Source organism: Pseudomonas citronellolis (genome assembly GCF_029335315.1).
Taxonomy (GTDB): Bacteria; Pseudomonadota; Gammaproteobacteria; order Pseudomonadales; family Pseudomonadaceae; genus Pseudomonas; species Pseudomonas citronellolis_A.
Genome location: NZ_JARJLT010000381.1, coordinates 1 through 18,898, shown reverse-complemented (window position 1 = coordinate 18,898; position 18,898 = coordinate 1). Strand labels below are relative to the sequence as shown.

Annotated in this window: 25 protein-coding genes; 19 read left to right on the top strand and 6 right to left on the bottom strand. The window is 66.6% G+C overall.

The annotated features are described in order from the left end of the window. The first annotated feature begins 1 nt into the window (after position 1). Positions 2-598, top strand: coding sequence for a phage baseplate protein (locus tag P3W75_RS28855; RefSeq protein WP_276230743.1), 597 nt, complete (start codon positions 2-4; stop codon positions 596-598). Between the two features lie 3 nt (positions 599-601). Continuing rightward, complete coding sequence (locus P3W75_RS28850) at positions 602-916, top strand: phage baseplate plug family protein (protein WP_276230742.1); 315 nt, start codon at positions 602-604, stop codon at positions 914-916. Here P3W75_RS28850 and P3W75_RS28845 read toward each other — a convergent pair. After that, on the bottom strand, positions 913-1,224 hold the full coding sequence (locus P3W75_RS28845) for a DUF4236 domain-containing protein (RefSeq protein WP_276230741.1): 312 nt from the start codon (positions 1,222-1,224) through the stop codon (positions 913-915). The genes P3W75_RS28850 and P3W75_RS28845 overlap by 4 nt on opposite strands. Positions 1,225-1,253: 29 nt before the next feature. Between P3W75_RS28845 and P3W75_RS28840 the strand changes: the two genes are divergently transcribed. Beyond that, positions 1,254-2,228: a phage protein gene (locus P3W75_RS28840; RefSeq protein ID WP_276230740.1), complete on the top strand. Its 975-nt coding sequence runs from the start codon at positions 1,254-1,256 to the stop codon at positions 2,226-2,228. Here the strand turns inward: P3W75_RS28840 and P3W75_RS28835 are convergent. Further along, complete coding sequence (locus tag P3W75_RS28835; RefSeq protein ID WP_276230739.1) at positions 2,225-2,587, bottom strand: hypothetical protein; 363 nt, start codon at positions 2,585-2,587, stop codon at positions 2,225-2,227. The genes P3W75_RS28840 and P3W75_RS28835 overlap by 4 nt on opposite strands. A gap of 10 nt (positions 2,588-2,597) precedes the next feature. On the opposite strand from P3W75_RS28835, the gene P3W75_RS28830 reads away from it, so the two are divergent. The 9 genes from P3W75_RS28830 to P3W75_RS28790 are packed head-to-tail and all read left to right on the top strand — an operon-like array spanning position 2,598 to position 8,341. Next, the gene (locus P3W75_RS28830) at positions 2,598-3,278 is read left to right on the top strand and encodes a Gp138 family membrane-puncturing spike protein (RefSeq protein ID WP_276230738.1); all 681 of its coding nucleotides are present in this window, start codon (positions 2,598-2,600) and stop codon (positions 3,276-3,278) included. Further along, complete coding sequence (locus tag P3W75_RS28825) at positions 3,275-3,628, top strand: hypothetical protein (RefSeq protein WP_276230737.1); 354 nt, start codon at positions 3,275-3,277, stop codon at positions 3,626-3,628. The genes P3W75_RS28830 and P3W75_RS28825 overlap by 4 nt, the downstream gene beginning before the upstream one ends. After that, positions 3,629-4,807, top strand: coding sequence for a baseplate J/gp47 family protein (locus P3W75_RS28820; protein ID WP_276230736.1), 1,179 nt, complete (start codon positions 3,629-3,631; stop codon positions 4,805-4,807). A gap of 2 nt (positions 4,808-4,809) precedes the next feature. Further along, on the top strand, positions 4,810-5,472 hold the full coding sequence (locus P3W75_RS28815) for a DUF2612 domain-containing protein (protein WP_276230735.1): 663 nt from the start codon (positions 4,810-4,812) through the stop codon (positions 5,470-5,472). Positions 5,473-5,484: 12 nt separating this feature from the next. Then, entirely contained in the window at positions 5,485-6,378 is an 894-nt protein-coding gene (locus P3W75_RS28810; RefSeq protein WP_276230734.1) for a gp53-like domain-containing protein, read from the top strand. Positions 6,379-6,388: 10 nt separating this feature from the next. Then, positions 6,389-6,892: a DUF4376 domain-containing protein gene (locus tag P3W75_RS28805; RefSeq protein ID WP_276230733.1), complete on the top strand. Its 504-nt coding sequence runs from the start codon at positions 6,389-6,391 to the stop codon at positions 6,890-6,892. Further along, entirely contained in the window at positions 6,889-7,293 is a 405-nt protein-coding gene (locus tag P3W75_RS28800) for a DUF1353 domain-containing protein (RefSeq protein WP_276230732.1), read from the top strand. The genes P3W75_RS28805 and P3W75_RS28800 overlap by 4 nt, the downstream gene beginning before the upstream one ends. Continuing rightward, positions 7,293-7,826 carry a glycoside hydrolase family 19 protein gene (locus P3W75_RS28795; RefSeq protein WP_276230731.1) on the top strand — a complete coding sequence of 178 codons (534 nt, stop codon included), beginning with the start codon at positions 7,293-7,295 and terminating at the stop codon, positions 7,824-7,826. The genes P3W75_RS28800 and P3W75_RS28795 overlap by 1 nt, the downstream gene beginning before the upstream one ends. Continuing rightward, positions 7,823-8,341 (top strand): DUF2514 family protein, encoded by a 519-nt coding sequence (locus P3W75_RS28790; RefSeq protein WP_276230730.1) that lies wholly within the window; start codon positions 7,823-7,825, stop codon positions 8,339-8,341. Before P3W75_RS28795 ends, P3W75_RS28790 begins: the two co-directional genes overlap by 4 nt. Before the next feature lie 8 nt (positions 8,342-8,349). Here the strand turns inward: P3W75_RS28790 and P3W75_RS28785 are convergent, their stop codons facing one another. The 3 genes from P3W75_RS28785 to norR all read right to left on the bottom strand — a co-directional run bounded on the left by P3W75_RS28785 (position 8,350) and on the right by norR (position 11,885). After that, positions 8,350-9,525, bottom strand: a complete 1,176-nt coding sequence (locus P3W75_RS28785) for a tyrosine-type recombinase/integrase (RefSeq protein ID WP_276230729.1) — start codon at positions 9,523-9,525, stop codon at positions 8,350-8,352. Between the two features lie 271 nt (positions 9,526-9,796). Continuing rightward, positions 9,797-10,285, bottom strand: coding sequence for a hypothetical protein (locus P3W75_RS28780; RefSeq protein ID WP_276230728.1), 489 nt, complete (start codon positions 10,283-10,285; stop codon positions 9,797-9,799). Between the two features lie 52 nt (positions 10,286-10,337). Continuing rightward, positions 10,338-11,885: a nitric oxide reductase transcriptional regulator NorR gene (gene norR, locus P3W75_RS28775; protein ID WP_276230727.1), complete on the bottom strand. Its 1,548-nt coding sequence runs from the start codon at positions 11,883-11,885 to the stop codon at positions 10,338-10,340. Between the two features lie 156 nt (positions 11,886-12,041). On the opposite strand from norR, the gene hmpA reads away from it, so the two are divergent. From hmpA to P3W75_RS28760, 3 genes are read left to right on the top strand one after another with little or no spacing between them, the layout of a single operon-like run. Beyond that, the gene (gene hmpA, locus P3W75_RS28770) at positions 12,042-13,223 is read left to right on the top strand and encodes an NO-inducible flavohemoprotein (protein WP_276230726.1); all 1,182 of its coding nucleotides are present in this window, start codon (positions 12,042-12,044) and stop codon (positions 13,221-13,223) included. A 54-nt stretch (positions 13,224-13,277) separates the two neighbouring features. Continuing rightward, a complete protein-coding gene (locus tag P3W75_RS28765) occupies positions 13,278-13,535 on the top strand; it encodes a transmembrane sensor/regulator PpyR (RefSeq protein ID WP_276230725.1) in 258 nt (85 codons plus the stop codon). Beyond that, positions 13,522-14,712, top strand: a complete 1,191-nt coding sequence (locus tag P3W75_RS28760) for an NnrS family protein (protein ID WP_276230724.1) — start codon at positions 13,522-13,524, stop codon at positions 14,710-14,712. The genes P3W75_RS28765 and P3W75_RS28760 overlap by 14 nt, the downstream gene beginning before the upstream one ends. A 246-nt stretch (positions 14,713-14,958) precedes the next feature. On the opposite strand, the gene P3W75_RS28755 is transcribed toward P3W75_RS28760, so the two are convergent. Then, a complete protein-coding gene (locus P3W75_RS28755) occupies positions 14,959-16,038 on the bottom strand; it encodes a patatin-like phospholipase family protein (RefSeq protein ID WP_276230723.1) in 1,080 nt (359 codons plus the stop codon). A gap of 153 nt (positions 16,039-16,191) precedes the next feature. Between P3W75_RS28755 and P3W75_RS28750 the strand changes: the two genes are divergently transcribed. From P3W75_RS28750 to P3W75_RS28735, 4 genes are read left to right on the top strand one after another with little or no spacing between them, the layout of a single operon-like run. Then, entirely contained in the window at positions 16,192-16,500 is a 309-nt protein-coding gene (locus P3W75_RS28750) for a PepSY domain-containing protein (RefSeq protein WP_276230722.1), read from the top strand. Beyond that, positions 16,500-16,805 carry a PepSY domain-containing protein gene (locus P3W75_RS28745; protein ID WP_276230721.1) on the top strand — a complete coding sequence of 102 codons (306 nt, stop codon included), beginning with the start codon at positions 16,500-16,502 and terminating at the stop codon, positions 16,803-16,805. The genes P3W75_RS28750 and P3W75_RS28745 overlap by 1 nt, the downstream gene beginning before the upstream one ends. Beyond that, positions 16,806-17,483, top strand: coding sequence for a response regulator transcription factor (locus P3W75_RS28740; protein WP_276230720.1), 678 nt, complete (start codon positions 16,806-16,808; stop codon positions 17,481-17,483). It begins immediately after the preceding gene. Then, positions 17,480-18,802: a sensor histidine kinase gene (locus P3W75_RS28735; protein WP_276230719.1), complete on the top strand. Its 1,323-nt coding sequence runs from the start codon at positions 17,480-17,482 to the stop codon at positions 18,800-18,802. The genes P3W75_RS28740 and P3W75_RS28735 overlap by 4 nt, the downstream gene beginning before the upstream one ends. Positions 18,803-18,898: the final 96 nt, after the last annotated feature.

The following is an 18,898-nucleotide window of genomic DNA, read 5'->3' as shown; positions in this document are numbered from 1 at the left end:
AATGCCCAACTTCGCAGGCCTGATCTCGATCGACCCGAAGCGCTCCATCGGGCCCATCACCGCGATGGTCACCCTCGAGGAGATGGGAACCGACAACCTGCAGATCACCGAGCACCCAGTAGAGCTCGGCGCCAACATCAACGACCACGCCTTCAAGCAGCCGGCCGAGGTGGTCATCCGGTGCGGCTGGAGCAACTCCAGCCTGAGCAGTCTGATTTCCGGAGTGCGCCAGGCGGTGGCCTCCATTTTCGGAGACTCCGCCTTCGGCTCGGACTACGTTTCGGGCGTGTATAACCAGCTGCTGGCCTTGCAGGAATCCCGCATTCCGTTCGACGTTTCGACCGGGAAACGTACCTACCAGAACATGCTGATGCGCAGCCTGGCGCTCACCACCGATCCGCGAACCGAGTACGCACTGATGTGCACGGTGGTCTGCCGCCAGGTGATCATCGTGCAGACTCAGGCGACAACGCTGCCGCCGAAGGACAGCCAGGCGAACCCGCAGGCCACCGGTGAGGTGGCCAACATGGGAACGAAGCAGACCGCCCAGGCTTTTCCGGCCCCGGGCGGCTGGCAGCCTCCGAACGGGACGGGGTGATCGATGGCCAACTTCGAGATTCCACTGACGCCGGCAGGGCAGCGTTTCTCCATTACCCTGAGCGGCGTCGAGTACCAGTTGAGGGTGCAGTGGCGCAACGCCGTGGATGGTGGGTGGGTGCTGGATATCGCCGACTCGGGGGGCAGCGCCATCATCAACGGCATTCCCCTGGTCACGGGCTGCAACCTCCTGGCGGCCTACGCGCACCTCGGCTTCACCGCTGCGCTGTGGGTGCAAACGACCGCCGACCCTGACGCCGCGCCCACGTTCGATAACCTGGGCGTCGGCTCGCACCTGTACTGGTGGACTGAGGGCTAGAAGAACACCTTCACGACTAGGTAGCAGACGAAAATGATGAAGGCGAGCTTCAGCAGAACGATTATCGACTGGAATAATCCGGCCACAAATGAGACCGGAGATACCTTTCGCTGCTGGGGAGAACCTCCCGAAATCTTCGCTCGGTAGGAAAGCCCCGTTCCAGGTATTCCGGCATTCGTGTGCACGCCTTTTTTGCCGACGTTCACCGATGCGCCGCGCTTCCCGACGGTTGTGCTGACGCCTCCCTTGGAGATGTTCAGCTTTATGCCTGGGGCGACCTTGATGCTCTTCCTGAATCTGAAACCCATCAAAATTCCCTCTTTTGTGGTGGAAGTCGATGAGCGTACCCCAATACCTCCGGCAGATCAGCCTGAAGATCGGTAATGACCAGACCGCCTTGGACCTGTCCAACCTACGCATCAGGTTCTCGGTGCGCCGCGGTGACCTGAAGACGCCGAACTCTGCGGACATCCGTGTCTACAACGTCAGCGACCAGACTGCCCAGCGCGCACAGAAAGAGTTCGAGCGCATCGTCCTCCAGGCCGGCTACGCCGGGAACTTCGGGGTGATCTTCGACGGCACCATCAAGCAGGTGCGGCGCGGGCGCGAGAGCCAGACCGACACCTATATCGACATCACCGCCGCCGACGGCGACAGCGCCTACAACTTCGCGGTGATGAATACCTCTCTGGCCGCCGGATCGACACCGGACGACCACCTGCAGGCGGCCCTGAAGTCGATGGAGTCGCGCGGGATAACGATGGGCGAAGGTGCCACGCTGTCAGCCAACAAGCTACCGCGCGGCAAGGTCATGTTCGGCATGGCCCGCGACTACCTGGATACCCTGGGAAAGACCCAGGACCTGAGCTGGAGCTTCCAGGATGGCAAGCTGACGCTGATCCCGAATACCGCCTACCTTCCCGGCGAGGCGGTGGTGGTGAATTCGGCAACTGGGATGGTCGGCCTACCGGAGCAGACCCAGAACGGTATCACCGTGAAGATGCTGCTGAATCCCAGCGTGAAGGTGGGGCGCCGGCTGCAGATCAACAATGCAAGCATCCAGCAGATGCGCTACGGGCTGGCGATCGGTGATCAGCCAGCCAACGCCATGGCGCAGGTCTCTGTTCATCTGGATGCCGACGGCTTCTACCGCTCCATCGTGGTCAACCACAGCGGCGACAGCCGTGGAAACGAGTGGTACACCGATGTGATCTGCCTGGCGATCGACGCTACGATCCCACTCAGCCTGCGCGATCGGCCGGAGACGCCAGGTAGCGTCGGGCCTGTGGGGCCGGTGAAGCCTTACGGCTAGTTGGCCTTGGTGATCACCGCGGAGCCATCTCCCCGCAGCTCAGCTGCGCGGTATACCGACATTGGGACCGCTTGAGGGGATTCGCCCAGGTCGTCAACTACCACGACGTCACTTCGCAGGGTCAGGCCCCAGCAGAGCTTATGGATACCGTCTCCATAGCGCACCGTACCGCCCCGCATGTCCTTAGCGTGAACAATCGGAAGACCGCAGGGACGCTCCTTGTAGAGCACGTAGCTCATATCGGCCAGATTCACCTGGTCTCCAGCCTTGCGCTGTGCCTGGTCCATCAGCAGGACCTGCTCACCAGCGGCGGACATGCCAGAGAACAGCAGGGCGCCGATCAACAACACTTTCTTCATGGTGGTCTCCTTGGACAAACGCGAGCGGATGCTCGATCCGATCGAGTGGGTTTCCATAGCCCTGGGCGGCTTGCAGTCCAAATTGTGGACCGCGCTGCCGGGGATAATCCAGAGCTTCGATGCCGGTGCCATGACCTGCACGGTCCAGCCGGCGATCCAGGCCCTGGTGCGGGATGAGGCTGGCAGCCTGGCCTCGGTGGATCTGCCGCTGCTGCTGGACTGCCCGGTACAGTTCCCGGCTGGCGGCGGATGCACGCTCACCTTCCCGGTGAAGCCCGGCGACGAGTGCCTTGTGGTGTTCGCCTCGCGCTGCATCGACTCCTGGTGGCAATCGGGCGGCATCCAGGCGCAGGCCGAACTCCGAATGCACGACCTGTCCGATGGGTTCGCGCTGCTGGGCTTTCGGTCGCAGCCGCGAGTGATTAGCGCGGTCAGCACCAGCGCCACCCAGTTGCGCAGTGATGACGGGATCGCTTTTGTCGAGGTCAACCCTGCCACGCACGCGGTCAACGCCACTACGACGGGCCCGATGGCGCTCACCGCGCCTCTCGTGACCATCAACGGGGACTTGAAGGTGAACGGCCGCGTCGACACAACGGGCGACGTGAAGGCCGGGACCATCAGCCTCCAGACCCACAAACAAACCGGTGTCACGCCTGGAAGCGGCACGAGCGGAGTTCCGACGCCATGAGGTACCGAAAGCTCGATGCCAGCGGCGATTACACCTTCGGCGGCGGCCGCGCCGACTTCCTCGTCGATTCGCCAGAGGCCGTTGGCCAGGCCGTGCTGACCAGCCTGCAGCTTTTCAAGGGCGAGTGGTTCGTCGACACCACCGATGGCACCCCCTGGCAAACGGAGGTTCTTGGCGAGCACACCCGGGCGACCTACGACATGGCCATCCGCAATCGAATCCTGGGGACCCAGGGCGTGGAGCAGATCGACAGCTACGACAGCGTATTCGAACCGAACGGTCGGAAGCTGACGATAACCTGCACCATCACCACGGCCTACGGCCAGACCACCATCAGCGAGACGCTCTGAATGGCCTCTTCGACCGCACCGATCATCGACGCCAGCGGCATCACGGCGCCCAGCTATGCCGAGGTGCTGGACTACCTGCAGCAGCAGTTCCGCTCTATCTACGGGGCGGATGTCTACCTGGGGAACGACAGCCAGGACGGGCAGTTCCTCGGCGTGCTCGCTCTCGCCATCAGCGATGCCAACGCCGCTACCATCGCCGCCTACAACTCCTTCTCGCCGCTGACTGGGCAGGGGAATGGTTTGTCGAGCAACGTGAAGATCAATGGCATCTCCCGCGCGGTGGCCACGAACTCGCAGGTCGACCTCAAGATCGTGGGCCAGGCCGGTACCGGGATCACCCAAGGCATCGCCCGGGATGTAAACGGGAACACCTGGGCACTGCCGGCCACAGTCACCATCCCGCCGGCCGGCGAAATCACCGTCACCGCCACCTGCACCGAAATGGGCGAGATCACCGCCGACGTCGGCCAGGTCAACGTGATCGCCACGCCGACCCGCGGCTGGCAGTCGGTTACCAACCTATCGGCGGCGGACCCGGGGGCACCGGTGGAGACGGACTCGGCACTTCGCCAGCGGCAGCAGGTTTCGGTTGCGCTTCCCTCCCGCACGGTTCTGGAAGGAACCACTGGCGCGGTGGCGAATATCGTGGGTGTAACCCGCGTGGCCACCTACGAGAACGACACCAACTCGACCGACGCCAACGGCATCCCAGCTCACTCCATCTCGCTGGTAGTCGAGGGGGGCGACGCGGCGGCCATTGCGCAGGCGATCGCCGACAAGAAAACCCCGGGAACCGGGACATATGGCACTACTTCGCAGACGGTCACCGACGTATACGGGCGGCCGCTGACCATCCGCTTCTACCGGCCTACCTACCAGGCGCTGACTGTCGCTGTGACGCTGAAAGCTCTGGCGGGGTACAACTCGGTAACGGGCGCTGCGGTCCAGCAGGCCGTCTCCGACTACATCAACGCGGTTGATATCGGTGGGGGCCTGAGCAAGTCCGTTGAGTGGGCCGATGCCATCACCGCGGCGAACAGCGTGCCGAACAACACCACCTTCAAGATCACCGGCTTGACGCTGACCGGCCCGGGCGGAGCAGGGACGCCAGACGTTCCGCTTGCATTCAACCAGGCCGCGCAGTGCACGCCGGCTTCTGTGACGCTCACGGTGACCTGACCATGGCCGAGACTTCCGACTACCTCGCGCTGATCACCACCGAGCACTCGAGCCGGCCGAAGTTCATGGCAATGGTCGAGGCGGTGGTGCAGCCGATGATCGATGCCCTGAACGCGTCGCAAGGTCTCCCCGCAGACTTCGACCTGAACCAGGCCGCCGGAGTGCAACTCGACATCGTCGGGCTGTGGGTAGGTATCAGCCGGCGTGTAAACACCCCGCTAGTGGGCGTCTATTTCGCCCTCGATACCTCCGGCGTGGGGCTTGACCAAGGCGTCTGGAAAGGGCCATTTGATCCTGACAGCGGCGTGGTAGAGCTTGACGATGACACCTACCGCGTTCTGATCAGGGCGAAGATCGGCGCGAATCGCTGGGACGGCACGTTGAGCGGGTCAAAGGAGATCCTTGACCTGGTTTTCAGCGGTGCCACGCACGTCTTCCTGCAAGACAACCAGGACATGTCGATGACGATCGGCGTTTCTGGAGAGCCTCCATCCGCTATTTCACTGGCGCTGCTCACCGGCGGGTACATCCCGATCAAGCCGGAAGGCGTCAGAGTCGACTACTACATCGTCACCACTTCCGATTCGCCGATCTTCGGATTCGACGTATCCAACGAATACATCTCCGGCTTCGACCAGGGAAGCTGGGGAGCTGTCTACTCCTGACGGGAGCTCCATATGGCGAATAACGATTTCCTGCCGTTTGCCGGCGGGGTGGGTTCGAACGTCCTGACGCAAGCGGCTTACGCGGCGCTGGCAACCAGAACCTCTGGGTTTTCTTCGGGGCTCGCGAAGTCCGCAGAGCTCAACAAGGTCTGGCGGCAATCTTCGATCATTGCTGCAGTGATTGGGCAACTGATAGCCAACCGCTCTGGATCGGATGCTGTAGACGACGGCAGTACTGCTGCTCTGCTGACCAGCTTGGAGGCTGCAATCGGCGCAGTTGGGAGGCTCGGCGGAGCTTCGTATGTTGTCGATACTGGCTCCGCAAACACCTACGTGGCTGCTTATACGCCGGCAGTCACCACGCTTGTTGACGGCATGATCCTGCGCTTCAAGGCAGCCACCGCAAACACTGGCGCCAGCACCTTCAATCCGAACGGCCTGGGCGCTAAACCCATCGTCGGCGGCGCCCACGCCGCGCTGCAGGGCGGCGAGATTGTCGTCAACAGTGACGTCTGGCTGCAGTACAACAGCAGCATCGGCAGCGGGTCGTGGATCCTGATCGACAGTACGGGAGGGGCAATCCAGACCCCGCCCGCTACGCAGAGCCAGCAGGCTGTCAATCTCGGGCAGTTCCTTGCGACGCTGACTGTCAGTGGATACCAGAAGCTACCCAGCGGCCTGATCATCCAGTGGGGATCGGTCACCAACAGCGCCACCACAGGCTCTCCGACTGCGGTCACGCTCCCTATCGCGTTCCCCACTGCTGCCCGCAGTGTGCTCATAACATCCACCGTCTCGTCGACGACTCCGGCCTATGCATGGGTCGACTCCGTCACTGCCTCGGGCTTCAACTCGCGCAGCAACACCGCCAACAGCGGCGCGTACTACATCGCAATCGGGTACTGAGGACTCAGCCATGTTCTATTCGAAATCTACTGGTGGCTTCTACGTCACCGACATCCATGGCTCGGCCATCCCGTCAGACGCTGTCGAAATCAGCCAGGAGGACTACGACGCCCTGATGCAGGGCCAGGCCGAAGGCAAGGTCATTGCCTCAACCGCTGATGGCAGGCCAGAGTTGGTGGCCCCGGCCGTAGATGTTGCGGCGCTGATCGCCGCTCGCCGCTACCAGGCCGAAACTGCTGGCATCGTCGTCAACGGCACCCATGTTCCCACTGACCGTGACAGCCAGGCCCTGGTGACCGGAGCCGCGCTCGCCGCGGTGATCGGCACCGCATACACCTGCCAGTGGAAGACAGCCGAGGGCTTTGTCACCCTCGACGCCACGTCGATCATCGCCATGGCAACAGCGATGCGCGCCCATGTGCAAGCGTGCTTCGATCGCGAGGCTTCTTTGCTGGCGGAGCTGAAGGATGGCGCCTACACCGATGAACAGCTCGAACAGGGCTGGCCGGCATGAGCCGTTTCCTGACGACGCTGCAGACCGAGCAGCAAGGCAAATGGCAGCACCGCCTGCTCGCCGACCTGGTGCTTGAAGACGAGCGCGGAACCTTCATCGCGCCGGCGGGATTCATCACGAACTTCGCGAGCTTGCAGGTGCTGCACAACGCAGTGCTCTTCGTACTGTTCGCGCTGGTGGCCGGCTACGGCAACCTCGCCGCAACCATCCACGATCAGCTGTACACCGAGGGCCGCCTGCCGCGCCGAGACTGCGACGCCGTGTTCTACCGTGCCCTTCGTGCGGAGGGGGTGGCACGGTGGCGAGCCTGGATCATGTGGGCCGGGGTGAGACTCGGCGGAGCATCGCACTACAACAAGACCCGGCCCAGCGCCGGGTCTTCTGTTTCTGGAGGCCAGTGATGCCACTCACCGAAGCGCAGCTCCTGCGCATCTACCCCAACGCCAGCCAGAGAGCTGGCGTTTTTGTTCCTGCGCTCAACCGAGCGATGCTGCGGTACCAGATCAACACGCCTGCGCGCCAGGCTGCGTTTCTGGCCCAGATTGGCCATGAGTCCGGGCAGCTGCGTTATGTGCGCGAGATCTGGGGGCCAACGCCGGCGCAGTCGCGGTACGAAGGCCGCAAGGACCTGGGCAACACCCAGCCGGGCGACGGAAAGCGCTTCATGGGGCGAGGCCTGATCCAGATTACTGGGCGGGAGAACTACCGGAAGACAGGCGCCGCTCTGGGCGTGCCGCTGCTCGACAACCCTGAACTGCTGGAGCAGCCGGAATGGGCGGCTTCCTCGGCGGCCTGGTGGTGGTCGAACCATGGCCTGAATGAGCTGGCCGATGCCGGCAAGTTCGAGCAGATCACCAAGACCATCAATGGCGGCCTGAACGGGCAGGCTGACCGCCTGGCGCTCTGGGCGAAGGCGCAGGAAGTGTTCGCATGACCTGGCTGCTCAGCTACTGGAAGCCGCTTGTCCTGGCGCTGATCCTCGGCTCCGTCGGCGCGCTCTGCTGGCAGCAAGGTTCCGCGCGCACCGATGCGGCTTGGCAGGCGAAGTGGGACCAGCACCTGGCCGCCGATGCCACAGCAACCGCCAAGGCGCAGGCCGAACAGCGCGCGATCGAGCAAACCCGCCAGCAGTTCATCAACAAGGTGACGACCGATGCCCAACGTGAAATCGACCGTGCTGCGGCTGATGCTTCCGCCGCTCGTGCTTCTGCTGGCAGCCTGCGCGACGCCGCCGACCAGCTCGCAGCCAGACTGGCAGCAAGTGAAGCCGGCCGCGATACCTGCACTGCCGGAGCAGGCAAGGCAGCTGCCGCTTCCGCCAAGCTGCTCGCCGACGTGCTCAAGCGCGCTGACGAAAGAGCGGGAATCTTGGCAGAAGCTGCTGACCAGTCCCGCGCCCGGGGGCTAGCGTGCGAGGCGGCTTATGATGCTGCGAGGGGAGGGGGATAGAGGTTAGCTCAGTCCCAGGGAGTGATGCTGTCCGCCCACTCTTGCATCATGCCGCGCCGCTGCTCCAGGTAGGTGGCGTGGTTGTAGGTCTCACGGATGAGGCTTGGATCAGTATGGGCCAGTTGCTTTTCGATCCAGTCCCGGTTGTAGCCACGGTGGTTCATCTCCGTAGAGAACATGTGCCGGAATCCGTGCGGTGACTGCTGGCCGCGATATCCGCAGGCGTCCATGGTCTCGGTGGCGTAGTTCATGCCCATCGGCCGGCTGATGTCGTTCCGGTTCGGGAAGACGTATCGAAGTCCCCTGGAGAAGGGCTGCATGGACTCCAGCAGCGGGATAGCCTGATGCGGCAGCGGAATGATGTGGTCACGGCGCGCCTTCATCCGTGCGGCAGGTATAGTCCAGGTCGCCGACTCAAGGTCGATCTCTGCCCACTCGGCATAGCGCACTTCGCCAGGGCGGCAGGCGGTGTAGATCATCAGCAGCGTGGCCGTGATGTACATGTGGCCTGTCTCGCATTCGCGGATGGCCTTCATGATTCGCGGCATCTCATCGAAGTCGACGAATGGCCGGTGCTTGTAGACGTCGATTTTCTCCGTAACCGTATGCATCTCGGCTGTCGGGTTGGACTCAGCAAATCCGGTGGCGATGGCGTACTTGAACACCTGGCCAATCCACTGCCGAGTCTTCACTGCTGAGGTGATGGCGCCCCTGGCCTCGATCTTCCTGATCAGCGCGATGATATCGGCTCGACTGATGGACTTGATCTGGCGCTTGCCGAAGGCCGGAAGCACATCGTTGTCCATGGCGATCCTGATTCCCTTCCTAGTTCCCTCCGCAATAGCCCCCTCCCTGAACTTGAACCACTCCTCGTAGACCTTCTTGAAGGTCTGTCCATGGGCCTCGATCTGGCCAGCCTTCGCATCCTTTCTCGACTCGCGCGGGTCAACCCCGTTCGCGACATCCTCGCGTGCCTCTTCCCGGCGCGCTCGTGCCTCCTTCAATCCAATTTCAGGGTAAGTCCCCAGTGATATGCGGACCTGCTTGCCCAGCCAGGTGAAGCGGAAGTGCCAGCTTTTCACGCCGCTGGCGGCGACATAGAGAGTGAGCCCGAGAGAGTCGGCAAGCGTGTAAGCCTTTTCCTTTGGCTTGGCCTGCCGAACGGCGGTGTCCGTGAGCGCCACTAGTACATTCTCCAGTCCGGTTCAGTTTGGTGTACTGGAGGATGTACTAAATGGCGTGGGCTGGGAAGGTTCTGCGTGATACTCGGTGACACTGCGAATCCGGCCGAAGAAGCGCTTTTGCTGGTTTCGTGGTGCTCGCCGGTTTTTGGTGGGAAGGAAACGTGGAACCCTTGAACAGTTCCAAGAGGTGGCCTTCAGATCATCAGTGGGCAATTGCAACCGCGTATTGTACCCACTTTGCCGGACGGCGGGGCGGCGCTCCGCCGACAGGTCAGCGGGTCAGCTCGACCTCCACCACTTCGCCCTGGCGCAGGCTCAGCGGCGCCACGATAAAGGCGCCGGCGCGGGTCGGGCCATTGGTGCCCGGCACTTCCCAGCTCACATCGCAGGTCAGGTAGTAGCGCCCCGCCGGCACCCGGTCGAAGCTGAAGCGGCCCTCTGCGTCGGCGCGCGCCAGGCGTGTGTAGATCTTCGCCCGTGGGTCGGGGGAGCCGATCGGCCGTTGCTGCTGGTAGGCCTGGTACATCGGCTCCATGTAGCGGGTCGCCGGGATCAGCGCGACGTCCTGGCCGGCCGCCGTACGGGTGGCGCCGGAGCGGGTCTTGAGGAAGGCGCGGCCGGCGATCCTGCCGTCGCCGCTGACCGGCAGCGCCTGGTACTCGGCGGCGGGGAACTCGCCGTAGCTCAGCGGCCGGCCCTGGTAGGGCGAGACGCAGCCGGACAGGGCGAGCGCCGCCAGGACGCAGAGCAGGTGGCGCATGGGCTTTCTCCTCGGAAGTGGGCCGCGTCAGCAAAGATAGCTGACGCCCGCCTCACTTGAGGTCCAGGCGCCGCGCCAGGCGGTTCAGGTTGGCCCGGTCCACGCCCAGCTCGCGGGCCACCGCCGCCCAGTTGTCGGCGTGGCGTTGCAGGCTGGCGGCGATCAGCTGGCGCTGGAAGGCGTCCAGCGCGCCGCGCAGGTCCAGGCCGGCGGAGGGCACGCCGGCGGCGCTCGACGCGTCCGCGCTGGCGGGGGCCTGCGGATGTTCCTCCAGCCCCAGGTCGGCGACCTCCAGGCTGAGGATGCGCGGGCGCTCGGGGCTGGCCGCCAGGGCCTTGAGCGAGGCGCGGCCGATCAGGTGTTCCAGCTCGCGCACGTTGCCCGGCCAGGGGTAGCCGAGCAGCGCGGCCTGGGCCTCGGCGCTCAGGCGCAGGCTGCGCAGGCCCAGGCGCGGGCGGTTCTGTTCGAGGAAGTAGCCGGCCAGCAGGAGGATGTCGTTGCCACGCTCGCGCAGCGGCGGTACGCGCAGCGGGTAGACGCTGAGGCGGTGGTAGAGATCGGCGCGGAAGCGCCCGGCGCGCACTTCCGCGGCCAGGTCGCGGTTGGTCGCGGCGATCAGGCGCACGTCGACATGGTGCTCGCGGTCCGAGCCCAGGCGTTGCAACTGGCCGCTCTGCAGCACGCGCAGCAGCTTGGCCTGGATCGCCAGGGGCAGCTCGCCGACCTCGTCGAGGAACAGGGTGCCGCCGTCGGCCAGCTCGAACTTGCCGCGGCGCTCGCCGACGGCGCCGGAGAAGGCCCCGCGCACGTGGCCGAAGAGCTCGCTTTCCACCAGGGTTTCCGGCAGCGCCGCGCAGTTCAGGCTGACCAGCGGCTTGGCGTGGCGCAGCGACTGGGCGTGGATGGCCTGGGCCACCAGTTCCTTGCCCACCCCGGTCTCGCCGGTGACCAGCACGTTGAGGTCGCTGGCGGCCACCAGCTTGATCTCGTCGAGCAACTGGCGATGCACCGGGCTCTGCCCGATCAGCTCGCGCGGCGCCTCGCCGGCGGCGCGCTGGTAGGCGTCGGCGCGCTGCTGCTCCTGCTCGGCGCGCAGGGTCAGGTCGAGCATGCGCCGGCTGGCCTTCACCGTGGCGGCGGCCAGGCTGGCGAAGGCCTGCAGGTTGTCCAGGTCGGCGCTGGAGAAGCGCCCGGCGTCGAGCGCGTCGAGGGTCAGCAGGCCCCAGGGTTGCTCGTCCAGGTACAACGGGCAGCCCATGCAGTCGTGGACTTCCAGGTGCACGCCCTCGACCAGGCCGTCGTAAGGGTCGGGCAGGCCGCAGTCGGAGGGGAACAGCGTCGGCCCGGGGTTCTCCAGCAGGGCCTGGAGGCGCGGGTGCTCGGCGATCTTGAAGCGCCGGCCGAGGGTGTCCGGGCTCAGGCCGTCCACCGCCAGCGGCACCAGTTGCTCGCCTTCCAGGCGCAGCAGGGCGCTGGCGTCGCACGGCAGCAGCCCACGCAGGGCTTCCAGCAGGCGGCGGTAGCGCTCCTCGTCGGGCAGCTCGCGGGACAGGTCGTCCACCAGCGGCAGCAGGGTGGCGAGCAGCGGATTGCTGGTCATTTTGACCTCTGGCTAGTCGTTATGACTCGTAATGGTGTGGGTCATTATGACTCATGGTGGCCTGAAAGTCGCGTAATCGCTGGGCCGTCCGGCTGGCACGCTTCCTGAAACGCTCCAGGCAGACCCCACCCGTCTTGCGTTCCAAGGAGATTCACAATGCTGTCGAACGAACACCGCACCCTGATCAAGGCCACCGTCCCGCTGCTGGAAACCGGCGGCGAGGCCCTGACCCGGCACTTCTACCAGATGATGCTGAGCGAGTACCCCGAGGTGCGCCCGCTGTTCAACCAGGCCCACCAGGCCTCCGGCGCCCAGCAACGCGCCCTGGCCAACGGTGTGCTGATGTACGCCCGGCACATCGACGAGCTGGAGCAGCTCGGCCCGCTGGTGGCGCAGATCGTCAACAAGCATGTGTCGTTGCAGATTCTCCCGGAGCATTACCCGATCGTCGGCGCCTGCCTGCTGCGCGCCATCCGCGAAGTGCTCGGCGCGGAAATCGCCACCGACGACGTGCTCGCCGCCTGGGGCGCCGCCTACCAGCAACTGGCGGATATCCTGATTGGCGCCGAGGAGTCGGCCTACGCTCGCAATGCCACCCAGATCGGTGGCTGGCGCGGCGCGCGGCGCTTCCGCGTGGCGCGCAAGGTCGCCGAGAGCGACGAGATCACCTCCTTCTACCTGCGACCGGTGGACGGTGGCGCGCTGCTGGACTTCCAGCCCGGCCAGTACATCGGCCTGCGCCTGCAACTGGACGGCGAGGAAGTGCGCCGCAACTACTCGCTGTCGGCCCCGGCCAATGGCCGCGAGTACCGCATCAGCGTCAAGCGCGAAGCCCAGGGCCGGGTCTCCAGCTACCTGCACGAACAACTGGGCGAGGGCGACGAGATCGACCTGTTCCCGCCGGCGGGCGAGTTCGTCCTGCGCGAAGGCGACAAGCCGGTGGCGCTGATCACCGCCGGGGTCGGCATCACGCCCTCGCTGTCGATGCTGCAGCAGGCGCTGGCCGCCGGCCGCACCGTGCATTTCATCCACTGCGCGCGCAATGGCGCCGTGCACGCCTTCCGCGAGTTCATCGAGGCGCAGGCGAGCAAGCACCCGCAGCTGCTGCACTTCTTCTGCTACAGCGAGCCGGGCGAGGACGACCAGGCCCACGCCGAGGGCCTGCTCAGCGAGGAACTGCTGGGTGGCTGGCTGCCGGCGCAGCGCGACCTGGACGCCTATTTCCTCGGGCCCAAGCCGTTCATGGCCCAGGTGCAACGCCACTTGCGCGCCCTCGGCGTGCCCGAGCGGCAGTGCCATTACGAGTTCTTCGGCCCGGCCAGCGCGCTGGAGGCCTGAGGCTAGACCGGCCGGCCCACCCGGGCCGGCCACCCAAGCAACCGGAGGTGTGTGATGAAAGGCTTCTTCTCCTGTCCGCAACGCAATCTCGGCCACTCCAGCGCCCTGCTCAGTGCGGGTGTCGCGATGCTGCTGGGAGGCATCTACGGCGCCTACTTCATCGATCAGCTGCTGGCCCTGCCGCTGCTGGTGGCCGCCCACGCCCTGACCATCCTCGGCCCGACCGCCATCAAGCTGGGCTACGTGCTGCGGCTGATCGCCCAGCACCAGATGCGCCGGGACGGATGGGAGGCCTGCTGTGTTGCTGCTTGATCGCAAGGTACTGCTGGCGATCCCACCGCTGTGGCGGCTGGGTTTTCGCCCCTTCTTCCTCGGCGGCGCGCTGTTCGCGGCGCTCGCCATCGTTCTCTGGCTGGCCGCGCTGCTCGGCTGGCTGCCGGCCTGGCAGCCGCTGGGCGGCTGGCTGGGTTGGCATCGCCACGAGATGCTGTTCGGCTTCGCCCTGGCGATCATCGCCGGTTTCCTGCTCACCGCGGTGCAGAACTGGACCGGCCGTCCCGGCGTGAGCGGCGCGCCGCTGCGCAACCTGGCGCTGCTCTGGCTGGCGGCGCGGCTGGCCTGGCTGCTGGGCGCGCCCTGGTGGCTCGCCGCGGCGCTGGAGCTGGCCTTCCCGCCGGCGCTGGCCTGGTTCATCGGCCGCAGCCTCTGGCAGGTGCGGCAGACGCGCAACTACCCGGTGCTGGCGGTGTTGCTGCTGCTGACCCTGGCCGACGCCCAGGTGATGGCCGGGCTGGCCAGCGGCAACGAAACCTGGCAGCGCGGCGGGGTGATGGCCGCGCTGTGGCTGGTGGTGGCGCTGATGAGCCTGATCGGCGGGCGGGTGATTCCGTTCTTCACCCAGCGCGGCCTCGGCCGGACCGTCCAGGTACCGGCCTGGCCCTCGCTGGACTGGGCGCTGCTGCTGGGCAGTGCCGCGCTGGCGGTGCTGAGCGCCACCGGCCCGGCGTTGCAGGCGGGGCCGCCGTTCGCCGTGCTCTATGGGCTGCTTGGCCTGGGCCATCTGGTGCGCCTGTGGCGCTGGTACGACCGCGACCTGTGGCGCGTGCCGCTGCTCTGGTCACTGCACCTGGCCTACGCCTGGACGACCCTGGCGCTGCTTGGCCTGGCGGCGTCCGCCGGCGGCGCCGCGCTGCCGCCGAGCCTGCCGCTGCACGCGCTGACGGTGGGGGGGGTCGGTGGCCTGATCCTGGCGATGATCGCCCGTGTCAGCCTCGGCCACACCGGCCGTTCATTGCAGCCGCCCAAGGCGATGGCTTGGGGCTTCGCGCTGCTCAACCTGGGCGTGGCGGCGCGGGCGCTGCTGGTGCTGTGGCTGCCGCTGGGCGGGTTGATCCTGGCGGCGCTGTGCTGGTCGCTGGCCTTCCTGATCTTCGCCGGCCACTACGGCCCGATGCTCTGGCGCGCCCGGCTGGACGGGCAGCCCGGCTAGCGCCGGCCGGGAGCGTCCCCCGGAACTGTACGGCGTACAACCGTTCGCGGTTATCCGCCGTTGGCCAGGGCGCCGGTGCCTGATGGCAATGGCGGATAACGCCGGAGGCGTTATGCGCCCTACGATTGGGTCTACCACGTTCGCGGGCGTGACGGTACGGGAGGGGCTTTGCAGGAGCGGACTCCGTCCGCGAGGGGCCTTGCGGCGCGATCATCGCGGGCATGGCCCGCTCCTGCGATCGAACCGTTACAGGGGTTGCAGGCGTTCGCCGAGGCGGCCGCTGTCGGCCAGTTCGAGGAACTCGTCGCCCATCCGCCGGCTTTCGTCCATCGCCTTGTTCCAGTAGCGCTCGCGGCCGGCGTCGTCGCCCAGGTAGCGCTTGAAATCCTTGCGGTCCGGCAGCTTGTTGTGCGGCAGGCGCGCCAGGTACTCGGCGGAAGGCGCGAGCAGCAGCACGTCCTGCAGGCGGGTGGCGTCGCCGCGGCGCCAGGGCAGGCCCTTGTCGAACCAGCCGGGGATGACCTTGTCGGTGAAATGCGGGTAGAGCACCACGCCGTCGGTGGCGTAGGGCAGGTCGAGGTGGTAGTCGAGCAGGCCGCCGTCGCGGTAGGTGCCCGGCCCCGCGCCGGGAATGTCGCGCACGCCTTGCATGACCATGGGGATGGAGCCGGAGGCGAGCAGCGCGTGGCGCAGGTTGCCGATCTCCAGCGGCAGGCAGCGCGAGGGGAAGTCCTGCAACGGCGCCAGCGGCGGGGCCAGGCGCGCGTCGTGGAGGATCACCCGTTCGAAGTGGCGGTGCAGGTGGTGGCGGCCGAGCAGGTTGTCGCGGATCACTGTGCCCAGCCCCAGGCCGAGGGTGCGTTTGCCGTCGTCGGCCAGGCGCCCGTGGCTCTTCACCACCACTACGTTGAGTCGGTAGTGCGGGTTGGTGAGCACGCTGGCGTCTTCGTCGGCGAGCAAGTCGTCGAGCATGCGCGTGCAGCTGGCGGAGACCTCGGCGATGTCGGCGTTGCGCGAGAAACGCTGCTGGGTATACAGCTCGCCCAGGCGGCGGATGCCGGCGGCCGCGTCCGGCAGGCAGGCGCTGGCGAAGCGCCAGGAGCCGATGGAGGCGCCGATCAGCGAGCGCTCGCGCGGCGCGCGCGGCAGCCATTCGCCGAACAGCGCCAGGTCCAGCCCCTGGATGCCCAGCGCCTTCGGCCCGCCGGCGGCGCCGGGGAGGATGCCGACGTCGGCGGGGCTCAGGCCACGCTCGCGGATGCGCCGCAGGGCACGGGCGCCGGCCTTGAGGGTGAGGGCGGGGGACTTGATGTGGATCGCGGTCATGGGGGCACTCTCTGGCGAGGCGGGGATTATAAGCGCTGTACTTCGTACGGCGGCATCCTTCATCCGGTGAATGATTCGTCCGTATTCCGTTCAGCTTGAATTAATGGCCCTTCGATAGCCTGCGAACATTGGCAATTCGTAGGAGCCCCACCCATGCACATGCTGACCCGCCTCATCGCCGCCGCCGGCCTGCTCGGCGCCTCGACCCTGGTCCTGGCCCACGACATCGGCCCCGACGAGGCGCTGCGGCTGCGCGATGCCGGCACCATCCAGGACTTCCAGCGCCTCAACGAAGCCGCGCTGGGCAAGCACGCCGGCGGAACCGTGTACGATAGCGAGCTTGAGCTGGAACACGGCCGCTACCTGTACAAGGTCGACGTCAAGGACGCCCAGGGCGTGAAATGGGACGTCGAGCTGGACGCGGTGAGTGGCGAAGTGCTCAAGGACCGCCAGGATCACTGATGACCTATTCTCTGCGTTACGCGTTGCTCGTCGCCCTGGGCGTCTCGCTGCCGGCGCTGGCCCACGACCTCAGCCAGGACGAGGCCCTGCGCCTGACCCGCGAAGGGGTGATCCGCCCCTTCGAATCGATCCTGCCCGGCGCGCTGCAGCGCTACCCCGGCTCGCGCCTGCTCGAGGCCGAGCTGGAGAAGGAACACGACGCCTACATCTACGAGATCGAGCTGCTCACCGCCGCCGGGGTGGTCCGCGAACTGGAACTGGACGCCCGCGACGGGCGCATCCTCAAGGATAAGGAAGACGACTGAATGCGCCTGCTGCTGGTGGAAGACCACGTCCCCCTCGCCGATGAACTGCTCGCCGGCCTGACCCGCCAGGGCTACGCGGTGGACTGGCTGGCCGACGGCCGCGATGCGGCGGTGCAGGGCGCCAGCGAGCCCTACGATCTGGTCATCCTCGACCTCGGCCTGCCCGGCCGCCCCGGCCTGGAGGTGCTGCGCGAGTGGCGCGCGCTGGGCGTCGCCACCCCGGTGCTGATCCTCACCGCGCGCGGCTCCTGGGCCGAGCGCATCGACGGGCTGAAGGCTGGCGCCGACGACTACCTGACCAAGCCGTTCCACCCCGAAGAGTTGTTCCTGCGCATCCAGGCGCTGCTGCGCCGCGCCCACGGGGTGGCCAACCAGGCCCAGCTGGAAGCCGGTGGCCTGCGCCTGGACGAGGCGCGCCAGTGCGTGCAGCAGGACGGCCGGGAGATCGACCTGACTTCCGCCGAGTTCCGCCTGCTGCGCTATTTCATGCTGCACCCCGGCCAGTTGCTGTCGAAGTCGCACCTGGCCGAGCACCTCTACGACGGCGAGACCGAGCGCGACTCCAACGTCATCGAAGTGCACATCAACCACCTGCGCCGCAAGCTTGGCCGCGAGATCGTCGAGACCCGCCGCGGCCAGGGCTACCGCTTCGCCGGCAGCGCGGGGGGCGCGGCTTGATTTCCATCCAGCGGCGCCTGGGCTTCGGCCTCGCCGCTGTATTGCTGGTGATCGGCCTGGTGCTGGCCCAGGCCGGGCTCTGGCTGTTCGACCAGGGCCTGCGCCGCTACCTGGCCAGCGGCCTGCAGGACGAGGCGGAAAGCCTGCTGGTGGCGATCATCCGCGGCCCGGCCGGCCTGCAGCTGGACCCGCAGCGCATCGACGGCGCCTACGAGCGGCTGTTCTCCGGGCGCTATTTCCAGATCCACTTCGAGCAGACCGAATGGCGCTCGCGCTCGCTCTGGGACCACGAACTCAAGGTGCCGGACCACCCCGGACTGCGCGCAGGCCTGTTCAAGGGCCCCGAGGGCCAGCGCCTGCTGGTCTACCGCGGCGACTACCGACGCTTCGGCCGCGACCTGCAGATCAGCGTGGCGCAGGACTACACGCCGATCCTCAAGAGCTTCAACCGTCTGCGCAACATCGGCCTGGGCGCCGGGGTGGCGGCGCTGCTGCTGATCCTGTTCTTCCAGCGCCTGGCGGTGCGCCGCGCGCTGCGTCCGCTGGAGCGGGTGCGCCAGCAGATCGCGCAGTTGCAGGAAGGCCAGCGCAGCCAGCTCGACACCCAGGTGCCGCAGGAACTGGAGCCGCTGGTGGAGCAGGTCAACCACCTGCTGCTGCACACCGAGGACACCCTGCGTCGCTCGCGCAACGCCCTGGGCAACCTTGGCCACGCGCTGAAGACGCCGCTGGCGGTACTGATCAGCCTGGCCGAGCGCGAGGAATTGCGCGGGCATCCCGAACTCAAGCGGGTGCTGCAGGAACAGTTGGAGCAGATCGACCAGCGTCTGGCCCGCGAGCTGGGCCGCGCGCGCCTGGTCGGCGAGGCGCTGCCGGGCTCGCACTTCGACTGCGACGCCGAGCTGCCGAGCCTGCGCGAGATGCTCCAGCTGATCCACGGCGAGCACCTGCGCCTCAGCTGCGAGGCGGAGCCCGGCCTGCGCCTGCCGTTCGACCGCGAGGACCTGCTGGAACTGCTCGGCAACCTGCTGGACAACGCCTGCAAATGGGCCGCCGGCGAAGTGCGGCTGCGCGTGACCCGGCGCGATGGCGACTACCTGCTGCAGGTCGACGACGACGGGCCGGGGATCGCCGAAGAGCTGCGCGACAGTGTGTTGGAGCGCGGCACGCGCCTGGACGAGCAGGTGGCCGGCCACGGCCTGGGCCTGGGCATCGCCCGCGACATCGCCGAAGCCTGCGGCGGCAGCCTGACGCTGGAAGGCGGCGAACTGGGCGGATTGTGCGTGCGGGTTTCGCTGCCGCGCCGGGTGCTTGCGTAGGCGCGGGCATGGCCCGCGATTCGCGCATAGGGCGGGGTACACGTAGGGTGCATAACGCCTAGGGTGTTATCCGCCAGCGCATCCGGCATCGGCGCA

Excerpts from the sequence above, each read along its gene's own strand:
- P3W75_RS28855 (WP_276230743.1), top strand. The coding sequence starts at position 2 with ATGCCCAACTTCGCAGGCCTGATCTCGATCGACCCGAAGCGCTCCATC.
- P3W75_RS28850 (WP_276230742.1), top strand. The coding sequence starts at position 602 with ATGGCCAACTTCGAGATTCCACTGACGCCGGCAGGGCAGCGTTTCTCC.
- P3W75_RS28845 (WP_276230741.1), bottom strand. The coding sequence starts at position 1,224 with ATGGGTTTCAGATTCAGGAAGAGCATCAAGGTCGCCCCAGGCATAAAG.
- P3W75_RS28840 (WP_276230740.1), top strand. The coding sequence starts at position 1,254 with ATGAGCGTACCCCAATACCTCCGGCAGATCAGCCTGAAGATCGGTAAT.
- P3W75_RS28835 (WP_276230739.1), bottom strand. The coding sequence starts at position 2,587 with ATGAAGAAAGTGTTGTTGATCGGCGCCCTGCTGTTCTCTGGCATGTCC.
- P3W75_RS28825 (WP_276230737.1), top strand. The coding sequence starts at position 3,275 with ATGAGGTACCGAAAGCTCGATGCCAGCGGCGATTACACCTTCGGCGGC.
- P3W75_RS28820 (WP_276230736.1), top strand. The coding sequence starts at position 3,629 with ATGGCCTCTTCGACCGCACCGATCATCGACGCCAGCGGCATCACGGCG.
- P3W75_RS28815 (WP_276230735.1), top strand. The coding sequence starts at position 4,810 with ATGGCCGAGACTTCCGACTACCTCGCGCTGATCACCACCGAGCACTCG.
- P3W75_RS28810 (WP_276230734.1), top strand. The coding sequence starts at position 5,485 with ATGGCGAATAACGATTTCCTGCCGTTTGCCGGCGGGGTGGGTTCGAAC.
- P3W75_RS28805 (WP_276230733.1), top strand. The coding sequence starts at position 6,389 with ATGTTCTATTCGAAATCTACTGGTGGCTTCTACGTCACCGACATCCAT.
- P3W75_RS28800 (WP_276230732.1), top strand. The coding sequence starts at position 6,889 with ATGAGCCGTTTCCTGACGACGCTGCAGACCGAGCAGCAAGGCAAATGG.
- P3W75_RS28795 (WP_276230731.1), top strand. The coding sequence starts at position 7,293 with ATGCCACTCACCGAAGCGCAGCTCCTGCGCATCTACCCCAACGCCAGC.
- P3W75_RS28790 (WP_276230730.1), top strand. The coding sequence starts at position 7,823 with ATGACCTGGCTGCTCAGCTACTGGAAGCCGCTTGTCCTGGCGCTGATC.
- P3W75_RS28780 (WP_276230728.1), bottom strand. The coding sequence starts at position 10,285 with ATGCGCCACCTGCTCTGCGTCCTGGCGGCGCTCGCCCTGTCCGGCTGC.
- norR (WP_276230727.1), bottom strand. The coding sequence starts at position 11,885 with ATGACCAGCAATCCGCTGCTCGCCACCCTGCTGCCGCTGGTGGACGAC.
- hmpA (WP_276230726.1), top strand. The coding sequence starts at position 12,042 with ATGCTGTCGAACGAACACCGCACCCTGATCAAGGCCACCGTCCCGCTG.
- P3W75_RS28765 (WP_276230725.1), top strand. The coding sequence starts at position 13,278 with ATGAAAGGCTTCTTCTCCTGTCCGCAACGCAATCTCGGCCACTCCAGC.
- P3W75_RS28755 (WP_276230723.1), bottom strand. The coding sequence starts at position 16,038 with ATGACCGCGATCCACATCAAGTCCCCCGCCCTCACCCTCAAGGCCGGC.
- P3W75_RS28750 (WP_276230722.1), top strand. The coding sequence starts at position 16,192 with ATGCACATGCTGACCCGCCTCATCGCCGCCGCCGGCCTGCTCGGCGCC.
- P3W75_RS28745 (WP_276230721.1), top strand. The coding sequence starts at position 16,500 with ATGACCTATTCTCTGCGTTACGCGTTGCTCGTCGCCCTGGGCGTCTCG.
- P3W75_RS28740 (WP_276230720.1), top strand. The coding sequence starts at position 16,806 with ATGCGCCTGCTGCTGGTGGAAGACCACGTCCCCCTCGCCGATGAACTG.